General features: G+C 69.7%; 21 protein-coding genes. 9 read left to right on the top strand and 12 right to left on the bottom strand.

Annotated elements, in window-relative coordinates; translation table 11 throughout:
* Window positions 1–427, bottom strand: a 427-nt coding sequence (locus APZ21_RS11295) for a polyadenylate-specific 3'-exoribonuclease AS (RefSeq protein WP_054813234.1), incomplete at its 3' end; no start/stop codon positions are given.
* 182 nt (window positions 428–609) lie between these two features.
* Between APZ21_RS11295 and APZ21_RS11290 the strand changes: the two genes are divergently transcribed.
* The gene (locus APZ21_RS11290; protein ID WP_054813227.1) at window positions 610–1,998 is read left to right on the top strand and encodes a class II 3-deoxy-7-phosphoheptulonate synthase; all 1,389 of its coding nucleotides are present in this window, start codon (window positions 610–612) and stop codon (window positions 1,996–1,998) included.
* A gap of 40 nt (window positions 1,999–2,038) precedes the next feature.
* Here APZ21_RS11290 and pknB read toward each other — a convergent pair whose 3' ends face one another.
* The gene (gene pknB / locus APZ21_RS11285; RefSeq protein ID WP_239476583.1) at window positions 2,039–3,988 is read right to left on the bottom strand and encodes a Stk1 family PASTA domain-containing Ser/Thr kinase; all 1,950 of its coding nucleotides are present in this window, start codon (window positions 3,986–3,988) and stop codon (window positions 2,039–2,041) included.
* A 212-nt stretch (window positions 3,989–4,200) separates the two neighbouring features.
* Here pknB and APZ21_RS11280 point away from each other — a divergent pair, with 212 nt between their 5' ends.
* Window positions 4,201–4,569 (top strand): Rv2175c family DNA-binding protein, encoded by a 369-nt coding sequence (locus APZ21_RS11280; RefSeq protein WP_054813232.1) that lies wholly within the window; start codon window positions 4,201–4,203, stop codon window positions 4,567–4,569.
* Between the two features lie 189 nt (window positions 4,570–4,758).
* Here the strand turns inward: APZ21_RS11280 and APZ21_RS11275 are convergent, their stop codons facing one another.
* The 5 genes from APZ21_RS11275 to APZ21_RS11255 form a co-directional block, all read right to left on the bottom strand.
* The gene (locus APZ21_RS11275; protein ID WP_239476582.1) at window positions 4,759–6,045 is read right to left on the bottom strand and encodes a phytoene/squalene synthase family protein; all 1,287 of its coding nucleotides are present in this window, start codon (window positions 6,043–6,045) and stop codon (window positions 4,759–4,761) included.
* Window positions 6,042–7,730, bottom strand: a complete 1,689-nt coding sequence (locus APZ21_RS11270) for an alpha-(1->6)-mannopyranosyltransferase A (protein WP_054813226.1) — start codon at window positions 7,728–7,730, stop codon at window positions 6,042–6,044. Before APZ21_RS11270 ends, APZ21_RS11275 begins: the two co-directional genes overlap by 4 nt.
* Before the next feature lie 84 nt (window positions 7,731–7,814).
* The gene (gene crtI, locus APZ21_RS11265) at window positions 7,815–9,374 is read right to left on the bottom strand and encodes a phytoene desaturase family protein (protein WP_054813225.1); all 1,560 of its coding nucleotides are present in this window, start codon (window positions 9,372–9,374) and stop codon (window positions 7,815–7,817) included.
* A gap of 103 nt (window positions 9,375–9,477) precedes the next feature.
* Window positions 9,478–9,684 (bottom strand): hypothetical protein, encoded by a 207-nt coding sequence (locus tag APZ21_RS11260; RefSeq protein WP_054813224.1) that lies wholly within the window; start codon window positions 9,682–9,684, stop codon window positions 9,478–9,480.
* Window positions 9,681–10,868 carry a polyprenyl synthetase family protein gene (locus APZ21_RS11255; RefSeq protein WP_169812119.1) on the bottom strand — a complete coding sequence of 396 codons (1,188 nt, stop codon included), beginning with the start codon at window positions 10,866–10,868 and terminating at the stop codon, window positions 9,681–9,683. The genes APZ21_RS11260 and APZ21_RS11255 overlap by 4 nt, the downstream gene beginning before the upstream one ends.
* Window positions 10,869–11,118: 250 nt before the next feature.
* On the opposite strand from APZ21_RS11255, the gene APZ21_RS11245 reads away from it, so the two are divergent.
* Together APZ21_RS11245 and APZ21_RS11240 are read left to right on the top strand one after the other, a co-directional pair.
* On the top strand, window positions 11,119–12,120 hold the full coding sequence (locus tag APZ21_RS11245) for a methylenetetrahydrofolate reductase (RefSeq protein ID WP_082393010.1): 1,002 nt from the start codon (window positions 11,119–11,121) through the stop codon (window positions 12,118–12,120).
* A gap of 284 nt (window positions 12,121–12,404) precedes the next feature.
* Entirely contained in the window at window positions 12,405–13,097 is a 693-nt protein-coding gene (locus APZ21_RS11240; protein WP_054813221.1) for a hypothetical protein, read from the top strand.
* Window positions 13,098–13,134: 37 nt separating this feature from the next.
* Here the strand turns inward: APZ21_RS11240 and APZ21_RS11235 are convergent, their stop codons facing one another.
* The 5 genes from APZ21_RS11235 to APZ21_RS11215 are packed head-to-tail and all read right to left on the bottom strand — an operon-like array spanning window position 13,135 to window position 18,233.
* Complete coding sequence (locus tag APZ21_RS11235) at window positions 13,135–14,310, bottom strand: glycosyltransferase family 2 protein (RefSeq protein WP_371852377.1); 1,176 nt, start codon at window positions 14,308–14,310, stop codon at window positions 13,135–13,137.
* Between the two features lie 11 nt (window positions 14,311–14,321).
* Complete coding sequence (locus tag APZ21_RS11230; RefSeq protein ID WP_082393008.1) at window positions 14,322–15,068, bottom strand: LppM family (lipo)protein; 747 nt, start codon at window positions 15,066–15,068, stop codon at window positions 14,322–14,324.
* An 18-nt stretch (window positions 15,069–15,086) separates the two neighbouring features.
* Window positions 15,087–16,043 (bottom strand): carotenoid biosynthesis protein, encoded by a 957-nt coding sequence (locus tag APZ21_RS11225; RefSeq protein WP_082393007.1) that lies wholly within the window; start codon window positions 16,041–16,043, stop codon window positions 15,087–15,089.
* Window positions 16,040–17,608 (bottom strand): phytoene desaturase family protein, encoded by a 1,569-nt coding sequence (locus tag APZ21_RS35080; RefSeq protein ID WP_054813220.1) that lies wholly within the window; start codon window positions 17,606–17,608, stop codon window positions 16,040–16,042. Before APZ21_RS35080 ends, APZ21_RS11225 begins: the two co-directional genes overlap by 4 nt.
* A gap of 7 nt (window positions 17,609–17,615) precedes the next feature.
* Complete coding sequence (locus tag APZ21_RS11215; RefSeq protein ID WP_054813219.1) at window positions 17,616–18,233, bottom strand: GNAT family N-acetyltransferase; 618 nt, start codon at window positions 18,231–18,233, stop codon at window positions 17,616–17,618.
* A gap of 161 nt (window positions 18,234–18,394) precedes the next feature.
* Here APZ21_RS11215 and APZ21_RS11210 point away from each other — a divergent pair, with 161 nt between their 5' ends.
* From APZ21_RS11210 to ftsL, 5 genes are all read left to right on the top strand, one after another.
* Window positions 18,395–18,835 (top strand): SAV_6107 family HEPN domain-containing protein, encoded by a 441-nt coding sequence (locus APZ21_RS11210; protein WP_054813228.1) that lies wholly within the window; start codon window positions 18,395–18,397, stop codon window positions 18,833–18,835.
* 125 nt (window positions 18,836–18,960) lie between these two features.
* Window positions 18,961–19,380 carry a DUF3040 domain-containing protein gene (locus APZ21_RS11205; protein ID WP_054813218.1) on the top strand — a complete coding sequence of 140 codons (420 nt, stop codon included), beginning with the start codon at window positions 18,961–18,963 and terminating at the stop codon, window positions 19,378–19,380.
* A 573-nt stretch (window positions 19,381–19,953) separates the two neighbouring features.
* Entirely contained in the window at window positions 19,954–20,385 is a 432-nt protein-coding gene (gene mraZ / locus APZ21_RS11200) for a division/cell wall cluster transcriptional repressor MraZ (protein WP_054813217.1), read from the top strand.
* Between the two features lie 258 nt (window positions 20,386–20,643).
* Complete coding sequence (gene rsmH, locus APZ21_RS11195) at window positions 20,644–21,618, top strand: 16S rRNA (cytosine(1402)-N(4))-methyltransferase RsmH (protein WP_054813216.1); 975 nt, start codon at window positions 20,644–20,646, stop codon at window positions 21,616–21,618.
* 55 nt (window positions 21,619–21,673) lie between these two features.
* Window positions 21,674–22,432 (top strand): cell division protein FtsL, encoded by a 759-nt coding sequence (ftsL, locus tag APZ21_RS11190; protein ID WP_204249083.1) that lies wholly within the window; start codon window positions 21,674–21,676, stop codon window positions 22,430–22,432.
* Window positions 22,433–22,459 lie beyond the last annotated feature (27 nt).

Genomic DNA, 22,459 nt, shown 5'->3' with positions numbered 1-22,459 from the left:
GGGCGTCGTGCGCGTCGGGTGGGGGTGGGGGGATGTCGGGGCGGCCGTTGGCCTCCCAGTGCTGGCGCAACTCGTTGGTGAAGCGGGGCAGCGCGTTGGGGAGATCGATCATCGAACCCCACAGTTGGCACAGGGCCACGTGGTCGTATGCGCCGATCCAGGCCCACAGTTCCGGCTGCACGGTGGGGCGGGGGACGAGGAATTTGTAGAGGTCGTCGCGGATCTGTTCGCGGCTGCGCCAACGCGGGGAGGAGGGGGCGGGCAGTCGGGGGAGGACGAATTTGCGCACCCACGGGCCGGCCTTGGACTCGTCGAATTCGGTGGACACCGCGTAGTATTCGCGTCCGTCCTCACAGACGACACCGATCGACACCAGGTCGATCACGACGCCGTCTTCGATGAACTCGCAATCATAGAAGTACCTCAGCGAGATCGACCTCTCCTCGAATATCGGGCCCGGTAGCGGCGGTCGCCGCGCACTCACCCTATGTCGGGGGCTCCCGACGCCCGCGCAAGGGCTCCGCGGGGTGGATTTCCGGTCACCTGGGTGCGCCGCCACCACCCCTACCTCCCGCTTTCCGAATGGTTTGCGATACGTATCCTGAAATCGTGAACTGGACAGTCGACGTACCCATCGATCGTTTGCCGGAACTGCCGCCGTTGCCCGCCGAACTCCGCAGGCGCCTCGATGACGCATTGGCGCGCCCCGCGCTCCAGCAGCCGTCGTGGGACCCGCGACAGGCTGCCGACATGCGCACCGTCCTGGAGAGCGTGCCGCCGATCTGCGTACCCGCCGAAGTCGAGGAACTGCGTGAGCGGTTGGCCGAGGTGGCCCGCGGTGAGGCGTTCCTCGTCCAGGGCGGCGATTGCGCGGAGACCTTCGCCGACAACACCGAACCGCATATCCGCGGCAATATCCGCACCCTGCTCCAGATGGCGGTGGTGCTCACCTACGGTGCGAGCCTGCCGGTGGTGAAGGTGGCGCGGATCGCGGGTCAGTACGCCAAACCGCGTTCCTCCGACGTGGACTCGCTCGGACTCAAGTCCTATCGCGGCGACATGGTCAATTCGCTGGTCGCCGACGCGGGTCTGCGCGAACACGACCCCTCGCGCCTGGTCCGCGCCTACGCCAACGCCAGCGCCGCGATGAACCTGGTGCGCGCGCTCACCGGCGCCGGCATGGCCGACCTGCATCGGGTGCACGACTGGAACCGTGATTTCGTCGCCCAGTCGCCCGCGGGCGCCCGCTACGAGGCACTGGCCGAGGAGATCGATCGCGGCCTCGCCTTCATGACCGCCTGCCGGGTCAACGATCCCAGCCTCCAGTCGGCGCGCATATACGCCAGCCACGAGGCACTGGTCCTGGACTACGAGCGCGCCATGTTGCGCCTCGGCCGGCATCCGGTTACCGGCGAACCGGCCCTCTACGACCTGTCCGCGCATTTCCTCTGGATCGGGGAGCGCACCCGCCAGCTCGACGGCGCGCACATCGCCTTCGCCGAACTGCTGTCCAATCCGATCGGGCTGAAGATCGGCCCGACCACCACGCCCGATCAGGCCGTGGAGTATGTGGAACGGCTCGATCCCAATAACGAGCCCGGACGGTTGACCCTGGTTTCGCGCATGAGCAACACGAAGGTCCGTGACGTGCTGCCGCCCATCATCGAGAAGGTCCAGGCCACCGGGCACCAGGTGATCTGGCAATGCGACCCGATGCACGGCAACACCCACGAGTCGTCCACCGGCTACAAGACCCGTCACTTCGACCGCATCGTCGACGAGGTGCAGGGCTTCTTCGAGGTGCATCACGCGCTGGGCACCCATCCCGGTGGCCTGCACATCGAGCTGACCGGCGAGGATGTCACCGAATGTCTCGGCGGTGCGCAGGACATCTCCGATCTCGACCTGAACAGCCGCTACGAGACCGCCTGCGATCCGCGCCTGAACACCCAGCAGTCGCTGGAACTTGCCTTCCTGGTCGCGGAGATGCTGCGCTGAACGGATAGCCGTGGGCGCGGGCGCGGATGGCCGCGTCCGCTCAGGGCAACGCGGTGAGATTCACCGTGGTGCCCGGCGTGACCTTGCTGCCCGCGCCGGGATTCTGCCCGATCACCACCGAGCCCTCGGACGGTGTCAACTGCTGGACCTGTACCGACAGACCCAGCCCTTGGAGTTTGGCCTTGGCGTCGCCGACGCTCTGACCCACCACGAAGGGCACCTTTACCGAATTCGACACGATGAGGGTCACCGCGTCGCCCGCGCTCACCGTGGTGCCCGCCGCCGGATCGGTGCCGATGACCTCGTCGGCGTCGATGGCCTTGTCGTATTCGGTGCGCGTCTCGCGGACCTCGAGACCGGCCTTGCGCAGGGTCGAGACCGCTTCCTCGGTGGCCTTGCCGCGCACATCGGGCACCTTCACCGGCTGCGCGCCATTGCTGCGGTACACCTTGACCTGCGCGCCCATGGGCAGCATGGTTCCCGGCCCGGGTTCCACCCGCGCCAGACTGCCCTTCGGCGCCTGACTGCCGGTCTCGCCCGCGTCGACCGGCTGCAATCCGGCATCGCGGATCAGCTGGTTCACCTTCGACAGCGGATCGCCCGCCCGCACCTCCGGCACCTTCGGTTTGCCGCTGGAGATCAGCACCGCCACCGTCGAACCCTTGGTCACCTTCGCACCCGCCGACGGGTCACTACCGACCACGCCGCCCACCGGAATGGTGTCCGACGCCTTCTGTCTGACCTCGGTCTCGAAACCCGCGTCGCGCAATTCAGCGGTCGCCTGATCAGCGGTCATGCCCGCGATCGGCGGCACCGACTCGTACCGGCCGAAACCGAGCCACCAGCCGCCGAGCCCGACGATCAGCGTCAGCACCGCCACGATCGCCACCCACACCAGTGAGTTGCGACGCGAACGGCGCGGATCCGGGCCGAAGTTCTGATAGGGCGGCTGGCGCAGGCCGGTGGTTTGCGGGTCCTGGCCGTACTGATAGTCGGGTCCGTACTCGGGGACCCGGGGCCGCTGCGCGGTCACCACCCTGGTCTGCATCCCCGGATGCGGCGTCCCGGGATCGGGCGGCGCCGCCGCGTCCGCGCCTGCCATCGACCGGAAACCCGCGCTCAGATGCTCCGCGGACTCCTGCGGCGCGGGTACCCGATAGGGCGGCAGCCGCAATGCCGCCGCGATCGCGCGCAATTGCGCGGCCATCTCGTTCGCGTCCGCGAAACGCTGCGCCGGGTCACGCGCGGTCGCTTGCGCCACCAACTCGTCGAACTCCGGCGGGACACCGCCGATGAACCGACTCGGGCTCGGCACATCCTTCTCGACCCGCTGATACGCCACCGCCAGCGAATTGTCGCCCGTGAACGGCGCTTGGCCGGTCAGCAGTTCGAAGATGAGGACACCGGAGGAATACACATCACTGCGCGCGTCCGCGGTGCCCGCGGTCACCTGCTCCGGCGACAAATAGGCCGCCGTACCGAGAATGACGCTCGCCGAAGTCGTATTCGCCGCCGCCACCGCCCGAACCAGCCCGAAATCGGCGATCTTCACCTCACCGGAATCGGAGATCAGCACGTTCTCCGGCTTGATATCGCGATGCACCAACCCGGCGGCGTGGGCAACCCCGATCGCCGCCAACAACGGCTCTGCCACCGCGCGCACCGCGTGCGGCGGCATCGGGCCCCGCTCACGCAACAGTTCGCGCAAGGTGCCGCCCTCGACCAACTCCATGATCAGGAACGGATACTCGCCGTCGACGCCTTGGTCGTACACGGCCACCAGCGACGGATGCTTCAGCTTGGCGACCGCGCGCGCCTCGAATTCGAATCGGGAGAGGAATTGCGGATCGGAAGCGAATTTCGGGTCCATCACCTTGATGGCGACCGGGCGATCCAGACGGGTGTCAACGCCGCGGAACACCATCGACATCCCGCCGCGGGCGATCGGCGCGTCGATCCGGTAGCGCCCTTCCAGCATCTGGCCGATCAAGTGATGTCCTCCGGCTTTCACAACATCTCTCACCTCTCGCCACACCGCGACAAGCGAAACGGCCGCCCGGTGCGACCACCACGATCGTAGCCGTGCCAGGTCATCCGACCCGGCGGTGTGTTCGAATGCTGTGCGGTGTGTTCGCCGACCGCCGCCCCCGCGAGGGCGGGGGTCTCACGAGGCGAATCCCGAAACCGTCTACCGTTGTTCCGGTGAGTGCATTTCCATGCAGCGACGATGTCCTGCCCGAAACGGTGGCGCTGCTGCCGCTGCCCGATGTCGCCGACAAACTCGGAATCGTGGTGACTCGTGTCCATCAGATGCTGCGCGACCACCAGTTGCTGGCGGTGCGGCGGGCGGGGATCGTCGGGGTGCCGGAACGGTTCTTCGACGAGAGCGGCGCGGTGGTCAAGGCTCTGCCCGGGCTGATCACCGTGATGAAGGACGGAAAGTACACCGACGAGGAGATCCTGGAATGGATCTTCACCGAGGACGCGAGTTTGCCCGGCAAGCCCGTGGATGCTTTGCACGGGCCGCTTGCGCGCGAAGTCGTGCGACGGGCCGCGGCCGAGCCGTTTTGAGGGTCGTGTTCATCGGCGTCGGCGCGCGGGTGCCCGGCCCTCGTAGCCGGCGTCCGGGTGGTCGATACGCGCGACTTCGTTGCTGACTCGACCGCCCGTCCGCGACCGGTCGTTCCTCGGGTTCGCCGCCTGCGGGGCCGGGTGAGGTGCGGACGGTGCGATTCTCGAGGCCGGATTAGGGTGCGGGTGTCAGTCGCCCGGTCGAGCGGGGGGTGCGGATGGACGAGAGCGATCGCGGAGGGGCGCGGTGGCGAATTCGGTTGTGGCTATTCGAATTCGGCGACGGCGGGGGACACGTGCCCGGCCGGCGAAGACATTGTGGTTCGCCGACTCTATTCGGGTGAGGATGTCGGCGTAGAGGGTGCTCGCGGTGCGGATGGCGGGGCGGACGCGGGGGGTGAGCAGGGCTATGCCGGGAGCGGCCTTCCGGTAGACGTCGCGGTTCACGGCTATCAGGTGGGCAAGGGCTCGGCGGATTTGGGGGGTCGGGTGACCCGCTGTTCGGCAGTGGGTGAGCATTTCTTCGGTGACGTCGAAGGCGGTCAGGACTTCGGTGGGAAGGTAGATTCTGCCGCGGTCCAGGTCTTCTCCCACATCGCGCAGGAAATTGGTGAGCTGGAATGCCTCGCCGAGGGCGGCTGCCGCGGGTTCGGCCTCGGGGGTGGGGACCACGGTGCCCAGGACGGGGAGTAGTTGCAGCCCGATGGCGGCGGCGGAGCCACGCATGTATTCGCGCAGGTCGGACATGGTGGGGTAGCGGGTTCGGAATTGGGGCGCGCCGGGGATGTCCATGCGCATGGAGTCCAGGAACGTCCATATGTGCCCGACGTCTACGCCGTGCCGGTGAATGGTGTCGGTGACGGCGAAGAGGACCTCGGTGTGCACCGGATCGTCGGCGTCGGGATACGGGTCGTTGTCACCCGCGAGTGCCGCCCGCAGTCGCAGTTCGATGCGGTCGACCCGGTCGGCGGCGGCCACCCCGCGGCCCGCGGTCCGCGGCTGTGTCGCGTGTGCTTCGGGTCGGGCCGCCGAGCCCGCGTGCGTGAGTTCGTCACCTTGTCGGGCACGGGATATCGTGTCGCGATCGGATCCGATGGGCGATGCCGCGTCCGCGCGTTCGCCGGTTTGTCGGGTGCGGGACCAAGCGTCGCCGTCCGTGTCGGGATCGGGTCCGGTGGCCGAGGCCGTGTCGGAATATCGGATGGGCGATGCGTGCGCGGGCACGCGGTGGCGCTCGGCGGAATGCAGTGGACCGCGGTCGGATTCGGCGTGGTCGACGATGTCGTCGACGATGCGGGCGAAGGCGTAGAGCGCGTGGACGGCCCGGCGGCGGTCGGGGGTGAGCAGCCGGGTCGCCAGGTAATAGGTGCGGCCGTGTTCGGCGGCTATGCGCAGGCAGGTGCGGTAGGCGTCGCCGAGGTCGAGGATCGCGTGATCGGTGTCCCGGTCGATGGCCTGCGCGTCGGCGGGGATCATCGGCCTGCTCCGACGGGCAGGTCGGCGGGGGTGGCGCCGCGCAGGCGCAGCGGGTCGACCCGGCGCAGCGACATGGCCGCGACCACGGCGACGAAGGTGGCGGCGGCCACGTGCCAGAAGTTGTAGAGGCCGATGGAACCGTCGGGCTGGAAGACCAGCATCAACCACGTGCACAGGCCGACCAGCACCATGAGCGTGGTGGTGGATAGCGCGAAACCGGCGGCGAGGGCAAGCGGCCAGGAGTAGTACCAGGGCAGTGCCGCGGGAGACAGGATCACGATGGCGACGAAGGCGATGAGTATGCCGAGCACCGCCTCGCGTTCGCTGTGCCGGAAGCGCCACCACGTCCACGCCAGCACCACGACCAGCGCGAGCGCGCACAGTGCGCGCGTCACGGCGAGCACCGGATCGGTGGCGAAGGGAGTCACCCAGGTGATGACGTGGGCCATGATGGTCGGCAGCGAAAGCCAGTTGATGATCTTCTTCGAGCCCGACAGCGCGGTGAGCCAGCCGATGCCGACGCCCGCGACGGCCGAGGCCGCGACGAAGACCGCCGCGAAGACTCCGAGTCCGAGTCCGGCGATCTTGGCGAACATCAGTGCCGGATGGGGCATGTCCTGTGAGGCGCGGGCGGCGTCGTCGTGTTCGGAATCGGTGACCTGCGTGGGGTCGAGGCCCGCGCGCTGGGCGGCGCGGCGCTCCTTCTCGTGCAGCATCCAGATCCACACCAGGAACGGCAACGCGATGCCCGCGGTCGCCTTGATCGCGACACCGATGGCGACGACGACGATGCCCGCCACGTGATGGCGTTCCAGCACGAGGGCGATGCCCGCGCACATGAGCCCGACCATCAGCATCTCATTGTGCACGCCGCCGATCAGGTGGATCAGCACCAGTGGATTGAGGACCGCCAGCCACAGCGCGACGGTGGGTTTGCCGCCGAGATGTTTGGTGAGATACGGCACGGCCCACATCATCAGGGCGAGTCCGGGCAGCATGACCAGGCGAAGCGCGATGGTGCCCGCGACCACGTTGTCACCGGTGATGGCGGTGATGGCGCGGCCGAGCAGCAGGAAGACCGGACCGTACGGCGCCGTGGTGGTGGTCCACACCGGGCTCACGTTCTCCAGCAGCACACCGGGATTGGCGACCGGGCCGACCCGGTAGGGGTCGAAACCGTCGCGCAGCAGCGCACCCTGCGCGAGATAGGAGTAGGCGTCGCGGCTGAACATCGGGACCGCGAACAGCAACGGGAAGATCCAGATGCCGACGATGGCGCGCAGTTCGTTCAGCGTCACCCCCGCGCCGGGGCGGTCGCCGAACCCGATGGTGGTGCGGCCGAGGCGGACCCACGCGGTGATCATGAGCAGGACCCCGACCCAGATCACCATGGTGGACAGGGCGTAGCCGTGACCGAAGCGCAGCCAGGACAGGTGCATGGCCTCGAGTAGCGGGTCGCGGCGGCGCACACTGCCCGCGCCGAGCCCGCCGAAGGTGATCATCACGGCGCCCGCGAAACCGAGCAGTGCGGCATGGCCCTCGGGGCTGCGCACGAAATCCGCGTAGGTGTGCAGTCGGGAACGCCACCCGTCCGATGTCGTCGCGGGGGTGGCGTCGACGTTCGCCGCGCGCGGCGCCGCGCCGATGGTTTCGGTGGCGGGGGCGCGCGTCTCCGGGGGTGGCATTTGGTGTCGGTCCCCCCGGGCAGGTCGGCGGTCGCAACCGCGAGCGAATAGGTCGGCGATCAGTTTAATGGTTCGCGGAGAACACTATCCCGCTGGCACGGGGGGATCACCGCCGGCATTACCGACGGCGCCGACAATCCGGTTTGCCGCTAGTTTTCCCGACAGCAGTGTCGTCGGCACTCCGACACCCGGTGTGGTGCCACAACCTGCGATAACCACATTGTCGCTGGAACGCGGGAAATTACCGGGTCGGAAGGGGCCGGTCTGCCGGAAGACATGCGCCGCGGAGAACGGCGTGCCGGCGAGCATGCCCTGGTCCAGCCAGGTTTGCGGAGTGTCGAGATGGTCGACGGAGAAATGGTCGGTGATACCGCGGTAACCGCGCTGTTCGAGGACCTCGAGCAGTTCACGCAGATACGACGGGCCCAGCCGCGCCCAGTCCAGCGGTGCGGTGTCCAGATTAGGGCAGGGCGCGAGCAGTGAGAACGGTTCGTGTCTGCCATCGGCCCGGTCGATGAACAGGCCGGGGTCGGTGAGCGCGGGCCGGGTGAGCAACAGCGACGGATCGCTCATGAGCCTGCCCTTGCCGTGGCTCGCGGCGATCTCGGTGAAGGTTTCGGCCCAGGCGGCGCCGAAATCGATGGTGTGGTGGGCCTGCACGGGCCAGGCGGCCGCGACCGAGGCGGGGACGGTGCCGTGCGCGACGACCGCCGACGGCGCGGCGCGCAGACCACTGCGGCGCAGGCCGAAGCGCCGCAGCGAACCGAGGTCGGCGGTGAGCACGACCGCGTCACAGGTCAGGGAACCGCCGTCGGCCAACCGGACCCGCCGCGCCCGGCGGCGATCGTAGTCAAGTCCGACCGCCTCGGTGTTCAGCAGCAGCGCGCCGCCTGCCGCGGTGAAGGCGTCGGCGAGAGTTCGTGCGACCGAGCGCATGCCGCCCTCGGGGAAGTACACGCCCAGCGAGGTGTCCATGTGCGGGATCGCCCCGTACACCGCGAGCGCCTCGGTAGGGGCGACTCCGGCGTAGAGCGCCTGGAAGGTGAACAGCCGCACCAGACGCGGGTCTTTCAGATACTTCTCGACCCGGCTGCCGAGCCTGCCGAATCCGCCCAGGCGCGCCAGTTCCAGCAACGCCGCGCGTTTGGCGGGCAGCCGGACCATGTCCAGCGGTGAATCGAAATTGGTGTCCATGAATTCGGTGAATTCGGCGCGGTAGATCCGGGCCAGCCACTCGCGCAGCCGCCGGTAGCCGCGGACCTCGTCGTGACCGCAGGTGCGCGCGATCTCTTCGGCCATCCGGTCCGCGTCGGCGAAGACGCGAATCGTCGAACCGTCGGCGAAGCGCGCGTGGTAGCCGGGTGCGAGCGCGTGCACCCGCAGTGGCGGCGCGCAGGTATCGCGGGTGCGACCCACCGCGGCCAGAGCGTCGTCGACGAGTTCCGGCATGGTCAGAATGGTTGCGCCGGAATCGATTTCGTAATCGGGTCCGACTATGCGGCCGACCCTGCCACCGGGGTGGTCGGCACGTTCGAGCACGGTCACGCGGTGTCCCGCGCCGATGAGGTACAAGGCGGCCGCCAGACCGGACAGGCCCGCGCCCACGACTACCACGTGATCGGTCGGTCCCGCCACGGTCCTCATCGGCACATCCCTCGACGCCAGAACTCTCCTCGCCGCCGTATACGCGCGACGAATTCGGCGCCGGTCCGTGAACCGGCGCGCACGGGCATTCGGCTCTTTCGATTCACTCGCTGTCGGAATGCTCGTCGGCCGGCGTCGCGGCACACGACCGCGGTAGTCGGATAGCGCGGCGGGCGGGCAGGCTCGCGCCCATGATCAACCGGCGTTCGGTCTGAACGGCCGGTCGTCCGCGGCGCTTGCCGGGAGTGCGGGGGGCAGGGCCGACGCCGACGGCGATGACGCGGTCGGCGGGTCCCATGACGGCTTTCATGCGGTCCTCCTGGTAGCGGCCGACGCCATCGCGCGCAATGTCTGTTTGGCGGATGCGGTGGCCGAACTGGTTTCGATTGCGGCCAGGCCGCGGTCGGTGAGCTCGGCGATGCGGCGTTCCACATCGTCGACCGCGCCGAGGTCGGTGAGCACGGCGCGGAGATGTTCCACTTCGTCGGCATCCAGATCGGTGCCGAGGCTGGTGCGCAGCAGTTTCGCCGCGAGCGGGTCGGTGGCGTCGGCCCGGCGCAGCGCCTCGGCGACCAGGACCGTGCGCTTGCCCTCGCGCAGGTCGTCGCCGGAGGGTTTGCCGGTGACCGCCGGGTCACCGAAGACACCGAGGAGATCGTCGCGCAGCTGGAAGGCGATGCCGATATCGGTGCCGAATTCCCGGTAGGCCGCGACGAGCGCCGGATCGGCGTCGGCGATCGCGGCGCCGAGGTGCAGCGGCCGCTCGACGGTGTAGGCGGCGGTCTTGTACCGGTTGATCCGCATGGCGGCCTCGACCGACTCGTCACCGCCCGCGTGACCGCCGATGTCGAGCAGTTGTCCGCCGAGGACCTCGGTGCGCATGAGCGCCCAGACCGGTGCGAAGCGCGCGATGGCGGCGTCGTCGAGCCCGGAGGCGTGCACCATGTCGTCGGCCCAGGCCAGTGCCAGATCCCCGATCAGAATGGCGACGCTGGCGCCGAACTGCGCGGAATCGCCCGCCCAGCCGCGGTCGCGGTGGCGCTGTTCGAAGTCGACGTGCACGGTCGGGAAGCGGCGGCGGGTGCGCGAGGAATCGATGATGTCGTCGTGGATGAGCGCGCACGCCTGGACAAGTTCCAGTGCCGCGCAGGCGCGCGTGACGGCCGGGCCCCGGTCGCCGTCGGGGTCACCGCCCGCGCCCTGCCAGCCGATCCAGGCGAAGGCGGGGCGGGTGCGCTTGCCGCCGCGCAGGACGAACAACCGCAGCGCCTCGGCGGCTTCGACGAAGATCGGGCCGAGTTGTTCGACGGTGGCCGCGCGGGCGGCGAAGAAGTCCGCGAGCGCGGATTCGACGACGGCGACGAAGTCCGGGGCGGCGAGCGCGGCGGTCGTCGGGATGGACGAGGTGGCCCCATTGGAGTCGGCGGATGCGGGGGTGGCCGCCGACGGGGCGCGCGTCGGGGTACCGGGTCCGGCGGACAGGGCAACCTCCAGGTCGATCGTTCGGGGGCCGCGCCCGTCGAGCGCGGCGATATGGTCTCGTCATGCTCGGGCGCGCCGGTCGGTGCGCACCGTGCTCTGCCGGTCGGTGCACACCGTGTGTGATGCGGGCCGCCGCGAGGATACTGCCCGATTGTCAAGGATACGCGGGGGCACGCCTGCGCCCGCGCGGTGGTCCGGCTTCACTGCCGCGCGGACCGACACAGCGAGCCGATCCGGCGGGCCCGGCCACTACACTGTGGCAGTGACCTTCGATTCCGTACGGGGACGCTCGGCCTCCGGCCACCCTTCCCCGACGCCGCCGAACGTCTCCGCGACACCATCGGTCGTCCAGAGTCTGCGATCGTATTCGGGGCACGCGGTGCCGTTCTCGGCCGAATTCAACCCTCCCCGCGACGCCGCGGGGGAGGCCCGGCTGTGGCGTGCGGTGCGTGAATTCGAATGCATGCATCCGGCGTTCGTGTCGATGACCTACGGCGCGGGTGGTTCGACCAAGGATCGCACCGTCCGGGTGACCGGTGAACTGGCCCAGCAGACCACCCTGCTGCCGGTGGCGCACCTCACCGCGGTCGGCCACAGTGTGGCCGAACTGCGGTCTCTGGTGGGGGCATACGCCGATTCCGGTATCCGCAATATCCTCGTGCTGCGCGGCGACCCGCCGGGCGACCCGCTGGGCGAGTGGCGCAAACATCCCGATGGCGTGGAGTACGCCGAGGAACTGGTGCGAATCGTGCGCGGGCTGGGCGATTTCCACGTGGGCGTGGCCTCGTTCCCGCAGGGGCATCACCGCTCCCCGGACCTGGCCGCCGACACCGAGTTCCTGGCGGCCAAGCTCCGAGCGGGCGCGGAGTACTCGATCACCCAGATGTTCTTCGACGTCGAGCACTACCTGCGGTTGCGTGACCGGCTGACCGCCTTCGACCCGGTCGAGGCCGCCAAGCCGATCATTCCCGAATTGATGCCGATCACCTCGATGCGGACGGTGGCGCGCGCGGAGGAACTTTGCGGCCGCCCGCTGCCCGAGCGGGTCATGGAACGGTTGCGGCGCGCGGCGGGCGGCGGGACCGAGGAGGACCGGGCCGCGGTGCGCACGGTCGGTATCGAGATCGCGACCGAGATGGGTCAGCGGCTCATCACCGAGGGAGCGCCGGGCCTGCACTTCATCACGTTGAATTCCGCGAAGGCCACCGGCGAGGTGCTGACCAACCTCGGATATGGGGTCGCCGCGACGCCCATCAGCGCCTGAGCCGGACGGGGCGGCCGCACGGAATCGGGTCCGTTCGACGGCGAGCCGATCGTCGGCGGCCGCCGCGGGGTGAGCGTCGGCGCGGCAGCGGGCACGGGAATCTGAGCGCAGGTCTTTTCGGCGCGGGGTGCGGCGGTGACAATTGGCGCGGTCGTTCGGATGGCGTACCCCGGGGTTCGGCGCCCCGCGACTCGCCGAATTGTTGCCGCAGCCGAGAACCGCTGCTGAGCGTGTTAGCGGGAGTACCGTGCTCCTCGATCGTGTCGACGATGAGGAGGTACGGAATGACCGTTGTGCGCCGTCTCACCACGTTCGCCGCCGTCGCGGCGGGTTCCGTCGCCGTGGCGCTGGCCCTACCCGGGGCAGCCGCGGGCGCACCGGCCGACGCCGCCCGCCCCGCCGCGATCGCCGGGCCCGCTGACCTGCTCGGGGTCTACCAGTCGAATCTGGAGGCGCTGAAGCGGTTCGGCATGGACCCGTTCCTGTACCCGACCGCGGCGGCCTTCTGCGACGACGCCTCGACCATGGGTCTGGTGCCCGCGGTCGCGGGGGCGGTGCCGGGTCCGTGGCCCAAGTCCACGGTGAGCATTCCGGGTCTCGACCTGACCGCCGTGAAGTCCGGGCAGACCATGTTCACCTTCGTGCCCTACGGCGTCTCCGCCGACACGTCGACCGTCTCAGGGATGCAGGTCGCTTGGTTCAACCTGAGCAACGGTCGCGGCGGTACCGCGGCCATGGGCCCGATCGGCGATATCTTCGCCGCCATGATCCCACCCCAGGTGCCCGCCGAGGCCAGGCCCGCCGCCGAGAAAGCCATCCAGGACTTCTTCCTCTCCGCCTTGCCGGTGGGCGGTATCCGTGCGGTCCCGGTCGACACGGGTAAGGGCACGGTGCTCGCCGCGGTCTTCGGGTCGGTCCGCAACGGGACCAAGACCTGCTATTTCCTGCCCACCGTTGGGATCACGGCCATTCCGTGAGCCGCCTGGACCGCGGCCCGGTGCGGTCCACCTCGCGCTATCGGGAGTCGGGCGGGCGTGAGCCGGGCAGCGGCCGGGACTTCCAGGTCAGCGCACCGCGGCGGCGCGCGCGGTGCGAACGCGACGACAGGAGCGCGTACGCCGTGATCGACAGCGGATGCGCCGCGGCCGCGAGGAGATCGGCGCGGGCCGGGCGCGCGCGGGTTTCGAGGCTTCGGGCCAGCAGTCGCGACCCGACGGCGGTCAGCGCGGCGACGAGTCCGGCGTGGCGGGCCGCGTCGCGTCCGGCGAGCGCCGCCTGCGGCGCGAGGACATAGGCCAGTCCCGCCACCGCCGCGACCGCGACGGCGGCGAGCGGCGAACCGCCGTAGGCGGACCATAGCCAGCGGGTATAGCCCGCGTCGAGTTCGGCCCGGTCACGGTACATGCGGGTGCGCGCCAACGGACCCGCGGTGATCAGCGCGGTGTGCCGTCCCGCGCGGCGCATGACCCGGGCGATATCCAGATCCTCGGTCGGACTGCCCGCCACCGCACGGTGCCCGCCGATCGCCCGGTAGGCGGCGGTGTCGAAGACGAGGAACTGACCGCAGGCCACCGCCAGTGACGGGCGCAGACTCCGGTTCGCCACCGTGACCGGCACCGTGCTCGCCCACGACCAACACAGCAGCGGCTGCACCAGCGCCTCGGCGAGCGATCCCGCCTCCTGCGCGGGCCATACCGACACCAGAGCCGCGGGGCCGCGGCGCAATTCGGCCACCGCGCCCGCGATGGCGCCGGGCGCCAGGCGCACATCGGCGTCGAGGAAGACCAGCGCCGCGGTGTCGACCAGTTCGGCGAGCCGGGCGCAGGCGGCGGCCTTGCCGGTCCATCCGGGTTCGGGGTCGGACTCCGAACGGACCACGATGAACCGCGGATCGTCGTCGATCGCCTCCAGCGCGGCATCGCCGGTGCCGTCGGTGGAGGCGTCGTCGAGGATCAGCACCCGCATCCGCGGCGCTCCGGTCTGGGCGCGCAGATCAGCGATGAGTTCCGGCAGTCGCGCGACCTCGTCGCGCGCCGGGACGCAGACCGTGATCGGTTCGATGGCCACGGCCGAATCCGCGAGCCGGCGCACGGTCATCCGGTTGAACAGGGCGATCGCACAGCCGAGCGTCGAAACACCCGCGCCCGATCGCACGGCGGCGGTCAGGCCCCGCCGGACGTGCCTCGACACCACCGCGACGGTCAGCGACCTTCCTTGACCAGACGCCACCACCGGCTCAGCGAGAAGCCGCCCTCGGGGCTGTGCGGGGAGGCCGGATTGCGGTCCATGAAGGCCATCGCCGCGACGATGGCCGCCACGGCCAGGGTGATGCCGCCGACGATGCCCGCCCAGCCCGCGAAGGAGCGGGTGTTGGGATCGGCGTAGCTGACCTCGGCGCGCAGGGTGGTGACATCACCGGGCGGCAGTTTCCACGACACGGTGGAATCGTCGTCGCGATTGCCGTTGGTCTTGGCGACCCGGGCCGGGAAGGCCACGGTGAACTGCACGTCCGAGCCGTGCGGCGGAACCGATTTCAGGTCGACCCGGCCGGTGAGGCTCACCAGGTCGCCGGTGCGGGTGAACTGGAGTTGGAACATGCCCTGGGTCTGTTCGGACAGTCCACCGAGCTGGGAGACCTCGCCGAAGGACAGGTCGTCGAAGAACACCTTGCTGCCGACGTACCCGTCCTGGCTGTACGGCTCGACCCGGATCTTGGTCGCCAGCGTATCCGGCGCCTTCAACTGCGGACCCTTGTCCTCGGCGTTCGCGGGCACGACCGCGGCCACGATGCGCCCCGATACGCGATCGTTGGACGACACGCCCATCGATACCTGCACCCGCAGACATCCCGCGAGCATGGGCACCAGCAGTGCCGCCAGCAGGGCGGCGGCCACTATCCGCACTCCGGTACGGCGCGCGGGGACCGGGGCATCGGACTCTGTGGGCATGTGACTCGATCGCACGGCTCACATCGTGCCAGGCGAGGCATCGGAATTGCCACGCGACGGGCGGGAGATCGGCCGGCGAGCCGTCGGCCGTGCGCGCCCGGCCGCCCGTCCGGGGTATTTCCGCGTGCCGCCGCGCGCATTCTCGCCGGGGGTGGCGGCGGTCACGTGATGGGCGGTCGACCTGTCCCGGCTCAGTCGGATCAGCAGCGGCACTCCGAGCACGCCCATGCCGAGCGCGCCGTAGCAGGCGGAGGCGGGCAGCCCGAGGAAGACGGCGTGGGCGAGGGCCGAACCGAGCCAGGTCCAGCAGAAGACCACGATCGGCACGGCGGTGGCCGCACGGAAGACCGGTGTCCGCGTGTCGTCGGGTCGGGGGACCGCGTGATCCCAGCCATCCAGGAATATCGCCATTCCCAGGCCAACGGCGAGCCAGCCCGCATAGTTCGTCACCGGCACGTCGGCCAGACCCGGCAGTCCGGGGGCGGCCGAGCACCAGCGCCACGCGCCGTCGGCGACCATCTGCGGGTCCAGGTACAGATCCCAGCCCACCGCGCCGACGGCGGTCAAAGCGATACGCGACCCGTGGCGGGCGGTGAGTGCGCCCGCCACGATCCACACCGGATAGAGCCCGCCTGCCCAGGCCAGGGCGATGATGAGCGGGACGCCGCCGAGCGCGGGGCCGAGACGATCCACGGCGTAGGCGTAGCAGCCGAAGGGAAAGCCGGTGGTGGTACCGATCGCCTCGGCGAGCAGGCCGAGTCCGTACACGATCATCAGGTAGCCCGCCGCGAAGAGCGGGCCGCGGGTGGCGGCGGCGTGGGTCAGGGCGGTCGCCGCCGACAGCAGTACCACGGTGACCGTCACCGCGTCGCGCGCCGCGTCCGCGGTGAGCGGATAGCAGATCTGCACCGCGATCAGCAGCGCCGCGCACACCGCGGCGACCGGGAAGCGGGTCAGCGACCTCAGTATCGTCATCGCCGTCGGCGCGGGGCGAACCGGCCGCGGCGGTCGCGCAGCGCCAACCGGGCCGCGGTGCGTCCGCTCGCACCGCACACACCGCCACCGGGATGGGTCGAGGCGCCGGTGAGATACAGCCCCGGCGCGCCGGGGACCCGATGGCCGGACAGTTCGGGAATCGGCCGCCACAGCATCATCTGATCCAGCGACATCTCCACGTGCATGACATTGCCGCCGCGCAGACCCATCTCGCGTTCCAGGTCCACCGGTGTCTGCACGTGCCGGGCCAGCACGGTGTCGGCGAATCCCGGTGCGTGCGCGTCGAGTTCGGCGATGATCCGGTCGGCCTCGCGGTCGGCGTGCGCCGACCAGTCCGAGCCGTCGGCCAAGCGGTAGGGATGCCACTGCGCCCACAGCGACAGCTGATGTTCACCGGGCGCGGCGATGGTCGGGTCGACCGCGCTGAAACTCATCGCAAGCACCGCGGGGTCCGGCGGCAGGTCACCCGCGAGCGCCGCGCCGTGCGCCCGTCGCAGCCGCGCCCGATCCGTGACCAGCAGTTGCAGTCCGCGCGCGGACTCGCGATCGGCCGCGCCCGGATAGTGCGGCAGGTCGGAGGTGGCCAGGCGCACCACCATGCCGATGCCCGGACCGACCCGGATGCGTCGCCGCCAGTCGTCGAGGACGGCGGCGTCGAATCCGCCCGCGCCCAGTAGGTCCAGGGTGGTCAGCACGTGCGCACCCGCGATCACCGCGCGGGCGCGCAACTCGCGACCCGAGGCCGTGCGCACCCGCCAGCCGTCACCGGCGCGGGCGATCTCGGTGGCCTCCTCGCCCGCCGACACCGCACCACCGTCGGACCGCAGTCGCGCGAGCAGCGCCTCGGTGAGCGCACCGCTGCCGCCCACCGCGCGCCCCGGCGGCAGGACGTGCATGAGCGCGGCGAAGCCGACCATGGGCGCGGTACCCGGTTCGGACATGGGCGGCCCGGATTGCGCCCCGAACCAGGCCAGCGACGCCTTGAGCCGCTCGTCGTGGAAGTGATCGTCGAGCAGCGCGTCGCCGGACTGGAGGAATTCCCGCGACAGCGCGCTGCCGCCGTTCTTCGCGTCCATCCCCCAGAAGGAGCGCAGCAGACGCGGCGGTGTCGGCGCGCCGCCGAAGGCCCGCATGACCCTGGCGCCGCGCGGGCCCCAGATGTCCGCGAAACGCCGGTAGGCCAGCGCGTCGGGTTCACCGCACGCGGTGGCGATGGAATCGCAGGTTCGGTCGAGATCGCGGTGGAACACGATGGGCGGCGCGCCGGTGACCGGATCGGCGGGGGTGAAGGCCCACGGGTCGCAGTCGATATAGCGCAGTCCGAAACGGTCGAGTTCGAGTTCTTCGACGATGCCGGTGTGCCGGATCATGATGTGCGCCGATGAGCCGCGGTCGACGCGGTGCCCGGGGAAGCGCTCCACCGTCGACACCGCTCCGCCGAGCACCTCGTCGCGTTCGAGTACCTCCACCCGTTCACCCGCACGTGCGAGATAGCATGCCGCGACCAGGGCGTTGTGCCCCGACCCGATCACCAGAACCGTCACGTGATCCTCATAGCGGAAGTCGTCGGCCGAGGATCGCGAAGGGACGATTGTCGCCGGCGAAGACGAAGTCGCGCACCACGTCGGTGAAACCCTCGCGCCGGTAGAGCCGCCAAGCGCGGTTGTCCTCGGCGGGCACCTCGGGGGTGGACAGCAGCACGGCCTGCTCGGGCCGGTTGCGCAGCAGTCGGTGCAGCAGCACACCGCCGACGCCGCGGCCCTGCGCGGCCGGGTGCACATGCAGTTCGGTGAGCTCGAAATAGTTCGCGAGCAGATCCCGCGCCGTCCGCTCGGGCCAGCCGCTGCGCCGCATTCCCGTGTGCACCTGCTGGTGCCACCACTGATGCGGTGCACCGCGATAGCCGTAGCCGATGGCGACGATCGGCGCGGACCGCAGGTCGACGCGGCCGGAATCGTCGGGGCGCAGGGCGGCGACCGCCTGCCAGCCCACCCGGGTGGTGTGCTCGTTCCACATCGGCGCGCGGTGGTTCTCGGTGCCGCGCGGATAGTCCATCGCCGCGACATAGACCGATAGCGCGTCGTGCAGTCGGTAGCGCAGGTCGGAGACCGAAAGGTCGACCACGACGGGTGCTGGTGCGGGGGAGTGGTTCGGCTTGACGGCTGTCATGGCTCTCGTCGGCCGCGCGGACGCGGAAAGTTGTCGGTGGGTGTCCCTATATTCAAGCTCAATTCAAACGTTCGAATACCTGTTCGGTTCGCGCGGTCGCCACCTCACCGGTGGTCTTCGGGCCGTCGGATCACGGGTATACGACAGTGAAGGGACGGCTGATGCCTGGTCGGATCGAACAGCCCGGACAACCCGGCAGGGCGGGCACGCTGCTGAAGAAGGCCGACGGACTGCTCATGCAGGCCGCCGGGGAGTCGGATCCGCGCGAGCGTTTCCGCACAGCCTATCTGGCCGCGCTGCGCGGCGCGGGCGCGGTACTCGCCTTCACCGGCGCCGACTCCGCGCCGCGGGCCCGTTCGCGCAGCGCATGGGTGCTGTTGCAGAAGGCCATGCCCGAATTCGTCATGTGGGCCGACTACTTCAGCGCGCGCTCGGAACTCCGGGCCGCGCTCGAGGCCGGACTCGAGCGCGATGTCGATGATCACACCGCCGACGAGTTCTCCTCGCGGGTGGGCGCATTCCTGCACGATGTGGAGGATCTGCTCGCCACGGCGGCTCGCCTGCGACCCCCGCGTGGCCTGTCGAACGGCATGACCGCTTAGTTATCGGCGAGTAGGTGGTACGGCCCCCATCGAACTCGTATCATTGGTGTCAGATAGCCGCCAAGGTTCGGCTATCTGTCGCCTACCCGGAGGCGACAGCCACGCCTAGTGCCGGGGGAGGTACCGTGCCACTCTCCGAGCACGAGCAGCGCATGCTCGAACAGATCGAGAGCGCGCTCTATGCTGAGGATCCGAAGTTCGCCTCGTCCGTCCGCGGCGGACGCCTTCGCTCGACCTCGAGTCGTCGCAGACTCCAGGCCGCGACTTTGTTCGTCCTCGGTCTGTTTCTACTCGTCGCAGGCATCGCCGCTCCGGTGAAGCCCGGCGGCTTCCCGATCATCAGTCTGATCGGATTCATCGTCATGTTCGGCGCAGGCGTGCTGCTGCTGCTCGGCGGTTCGAAGGGCGTCGGCAAGGGCGGACGCTCCACCGACGTGTCTTCCGGCGGACCGAACGGCGGCGGATCGAGCGGACGCCAACGCAAGTCCGGTGGCTTCTCCGAACGTATGGAAGATCGCTTCCGTAGACGATTCGAGCAGGAGTAGTCGGGCTCGACGACACACCCGGCCGACAACGCACGACGACGGCGACGCCGCACCTATCGGGTGCGGCGTCGCCGTCTCATGTTCGGGGTGGTCCGCTCGGCTCGACCGGCACCCCGCGGTGATCCATCGCGCCCCGCGATGCCCCACCTCTCCCCACCGCGGCTCCCCACATCGCCCCACCCACCCGCGCGATGCCTTCGGCTCGGCTTCTCCGACACGCCCGCCGGCCGCCCCGGCAAATCCTCGGCGTGACAAAAGCGCTGCGTAGCGAGGCCATGCGTCGCTGGACACGTCATCCACCGGTCGAATCGCGCCGATGGCGGGGTTTGCTGGGTGTTTTCGGGCGATTGTCCTTTCGTCACGGGCGTGTCGGCGGAACACCGAAAAAGTTCTCCACTGTGTGATAGCTGGGATGACCTGCGGAATCGTCGGCGCGGGGAGGGAGATCACCGGTTGTTTCGATTGAAAGTGGGGGAAAGTGGGGTAATGTGGAGCGCGCACTACTGGAGAGTCGTACATCCGAGGTGATCGTTCTCCCCGCGACCGCGGGGTGGATTCACAGGAGGTATCGGGTTGTTCCTCGGTACCTACACACCCCGGCTGGACGACAAGGGGCGACTCACGTTGCCCGCGAAATTTCGAGACGATCTGGCGGGAGGGTTGATGGTCACGAAAGGTCAGGACCACAGCCTTGCCGTCTATCCGAAAGAAGAGTTCACCGCGCTCGCCCGGCGAGCGGCGGCGGCGTCTCGAAGCAATCCGCGGGCACGGGCGTTCGTCCGGGCACTCGCCGCCGGTACGGATGAACAACGTCTGGATGGTCAGGGCCGCATCGTGTTGTCTGCCGAGCACCGCCGCTACGCGAATCTCGATAGGGATTGCGTCGTGATCGGTTCGGTCGACTTCCTCGAGATATGGGATAAGCAGGCGTGGGAGTCGTACCTCGCCGAGCACGAGGAGGATTACGCGGAAGCGAGAGACGAGTCGCTGGGCGGAATCTTCTAGCCCGAAACGGAACGAGTGCCACGCGGCCTCTGCCCGGAGGCGAACCCTGACGTACTTCCCCGACGCCAGGTGTCGAATTCGGTCAGAGACCCCGCGGCATTCGTCTTCTCGCGGGCAGCTCCGAGAACACGGCAGCTTCGAACACGGCACCCCCCACGACGGTGCGGAATGGCTTCGGTCTCGACGCGATTCCGCATGCGCTGTGCAGCAAGGCGACCCGTGCAGGCGACGATGTGAGGCAGGATCCGGGAGGTCGAGGTGAACCGTGCACAGCCCGGTCCCCGTCATGTTCCGGTGCTGTTGCGGCGAGCGGATGAGCTACTCGGGCCCGCGCTGACCGAACCGGGCGCCGTCTACGTCGATGCCACACTCGGATTGGGCGGGCACGCAGAGCATTTCCTCACCACCTATCCGCGGCTGCGGTTGGTCGGACTCGACCGCGACACCGTCGCACTGGATCTGGCCGCCGAGCGGCTGCGGCCCTTCGAAGACCGAATCACCCTGGTGCACACCCGCTATGACGGGATCGCCGCGGCACTGGAACAGGCGGGTCTGGATCCGGTGGGCTCGGTGAGCGCCATTCTCATGGACCTCGGTGTCTCGTCCATGCAATTGGACGAGACCGACCGCGGTTTCGCCTACTCCGTCGACGCGCCGCTGGACATGCGGATGGATCCGACCTCCGGCCGCACCGCCGCCGACGTGCTCAACACCTACAGTCACGGGGAACTCGCCCGCGTGCTGAAGACCTACGGGGAGGAGCGATTCGCGGGCAAGATCGCCGCCGAGATCGTCCGGCGCAGGCAGCAACGCCCGTTCACCACCAGCGGTGAGCTGGTGGAACTGCTCTACGCGACCATACCCGCGGCCTCCCGGCGCACGGGCGGACATCCGGCCAAGCGCACCTTCCAGGCGCTGCGGGTCGAGGTCAACGCCGAACTCGACTCGCTGCGCGCGGCACTGCCCGCGGCGCTGGCCGCGCTGCGTGTCGGCGGTCGCATCGTGGTCATGTCCTACCAGTCACTGGAGGACCGTGTCGTCAAACAGGAGTTCGCGCCGCGGATCATCTCGCGGACTCCGGTGGACCTGCCGGTCGAATTGCCCGGCATGGGACCGGAATTCAGGATGCTGACCCGCGGTGCGGAGAAGGCGAGCGAGCGGGAAATCGAGGAGAACCCACGGGCCGCGCCGGTGCGGATGCGGGCCGCCGAACGCATTCAGGCGGCGTCGTGAGCGATACGGGGCATTCCACGAGCGGGCGGTCCCGCGGAGAAGAGGAGGGGACAGCATGAGTATTCGGACACGCGCCGTGCCCGCGCCGGGTCGGGTCGCCCGGCGGGTCCAGGCCGCCGAACGGGTGAAATCCGGTGCCGCCGAGCGGGCCTACGCCAAGCGTCGCTCCCGGGTCGAACAGAAGACCGACACGCCCGCGCTGCCGCGACGGCGGCGTTCGGCGATGGCCTCCCGTATTCCATTCGTGGTGGCGATCATCACCCTGCTCGGGTGCGGTCTTGCACTGACCCTGCTGCTCACCACCCGCGCCGCCGAGGACAGCTACCAGCTCGGTGACGCGCGCAGGCTCAACATCACACTGTCGGAGGAGCGCGCGGCGCTCCAACGTCAGGTGGAGGCCGCTGATTCCGCGCCGGAATTGGCCGCGCGGGCACGGGAACTCGGCATGATCCCGGCCAAGGATCCGGCGCGGTTGGTGGTTGCCCCGGACGGCACGGTCACGGTCGTCGGCGAGCCGATGGCCGCCCAGGGCGCGCCGGTGCCGCCGCTCAACGTCACGCCGACCCCGCCTGCCGGCGGGCCGCACGCACAGGCGCAGGGCGAGCGTGTCGTGCCGGTCAGTTCGGTGCGCCAGCCCGCCGGGCCGAGCTCGAACTCGGAGTACGTCAACGGCGCGCAGGCGCATACGGCGGCGCCGAGTCCAGCGCCCGCAACACCGGTGCCCGCGCCCACCGCGGCGGGGCGGACGCCCGTCGAGCCGACCACCCCCGCGACTTCGCAGGAGCCCGCCGCCCCCGCCGGGGGCGCCCGGTGACCCAGGCCAGGCCCGCGCCGCCCCGGC

Origin of the sequence: Nocardia arizonensis (genome assembly GCF_001310275.1) — a bacterium.
Lineage (GTDB): Bacteria > Actinomycetota > Actinomycetes > Mycobacteriales > Mycobacteriaceae > Nocardia > Nocardia arizonensis.
This window is presented reverse-complemented; position numbering and strand designations above follow the sequence as displayed.

Bases quoted from the DNA above. Each gene is read 5' to 3' on its own strand.
- APZ21_RS11275 (WP_239476582.1), bottom strand. From the start codon at position 6,045: ATGATCCCCGCCGACGCGCAGGCCATCGACCGGGACACCGATCACGCG.
- APZ21_RS11270 (WP_054813226.1), bottom strand. From the start codon at position 7,730: ATGCCACCCCCGGAGACGCGCGCCCCCGCCACCGAAACCATCGGCGCG.
- crtI (WP_054813225.1), bottom strand. From the start codon at position 9,374: ATGAGGACCGTGGCGGGACCGACCGATCACGTGGTAGTCGTGGGCGCG.
- APZ21_RS11260 (WP_054813224.1), bottom strand. From the start codon at position 9,684: ATGAAAGCCGTCATGGGACCCGCCGACCGCGTCATCGCCGTCGGCGTC.
- APZ21_RS11240 (WP_054813221.1), top strand. From the start codon at position 12,405: ATGACCGTTGTGCGCCGTCTCACCACGTTCGCCGCCGTCGCGGCGGGT.
- APZ21_RS11230 (WP_082393008.1), bottom strand. From the start codon at position 15,068: ATGCCCACAGAGTCCGATGCCCCGGTCCCCGCGCGCCGTACCGGAGTG.
- APZ21_RS11225 (WP_082393007.1), bottom strand. From the start codon at position 16,043: ATGACGATACTGAGGTCGCTGACCCGCTTCCCGGTCGCCGCGGTGTGC.
- APZ21_RS11215 (WP_054813219.1), bottom strand. From the start codon at position 18,233: ATGACAGCCGTCAAGCCGAACCACTCCCCCGCACCAGCACCCGTCGTG.
- APZ21_RS11210 (WP_054813228.1), top strand. From the start codon at position 18,395: ATGCCTGGTCGGATCGAACAGCCCGGACAACCCGGCAGGGCGGGCACG.
- ftsL (WP_204249083.1), top strand. From the start codon at position 21,674: ATGAGTATTCGGACACGCGCCGTGCCCGCGCCGGGTCGGGTCGCCCGG.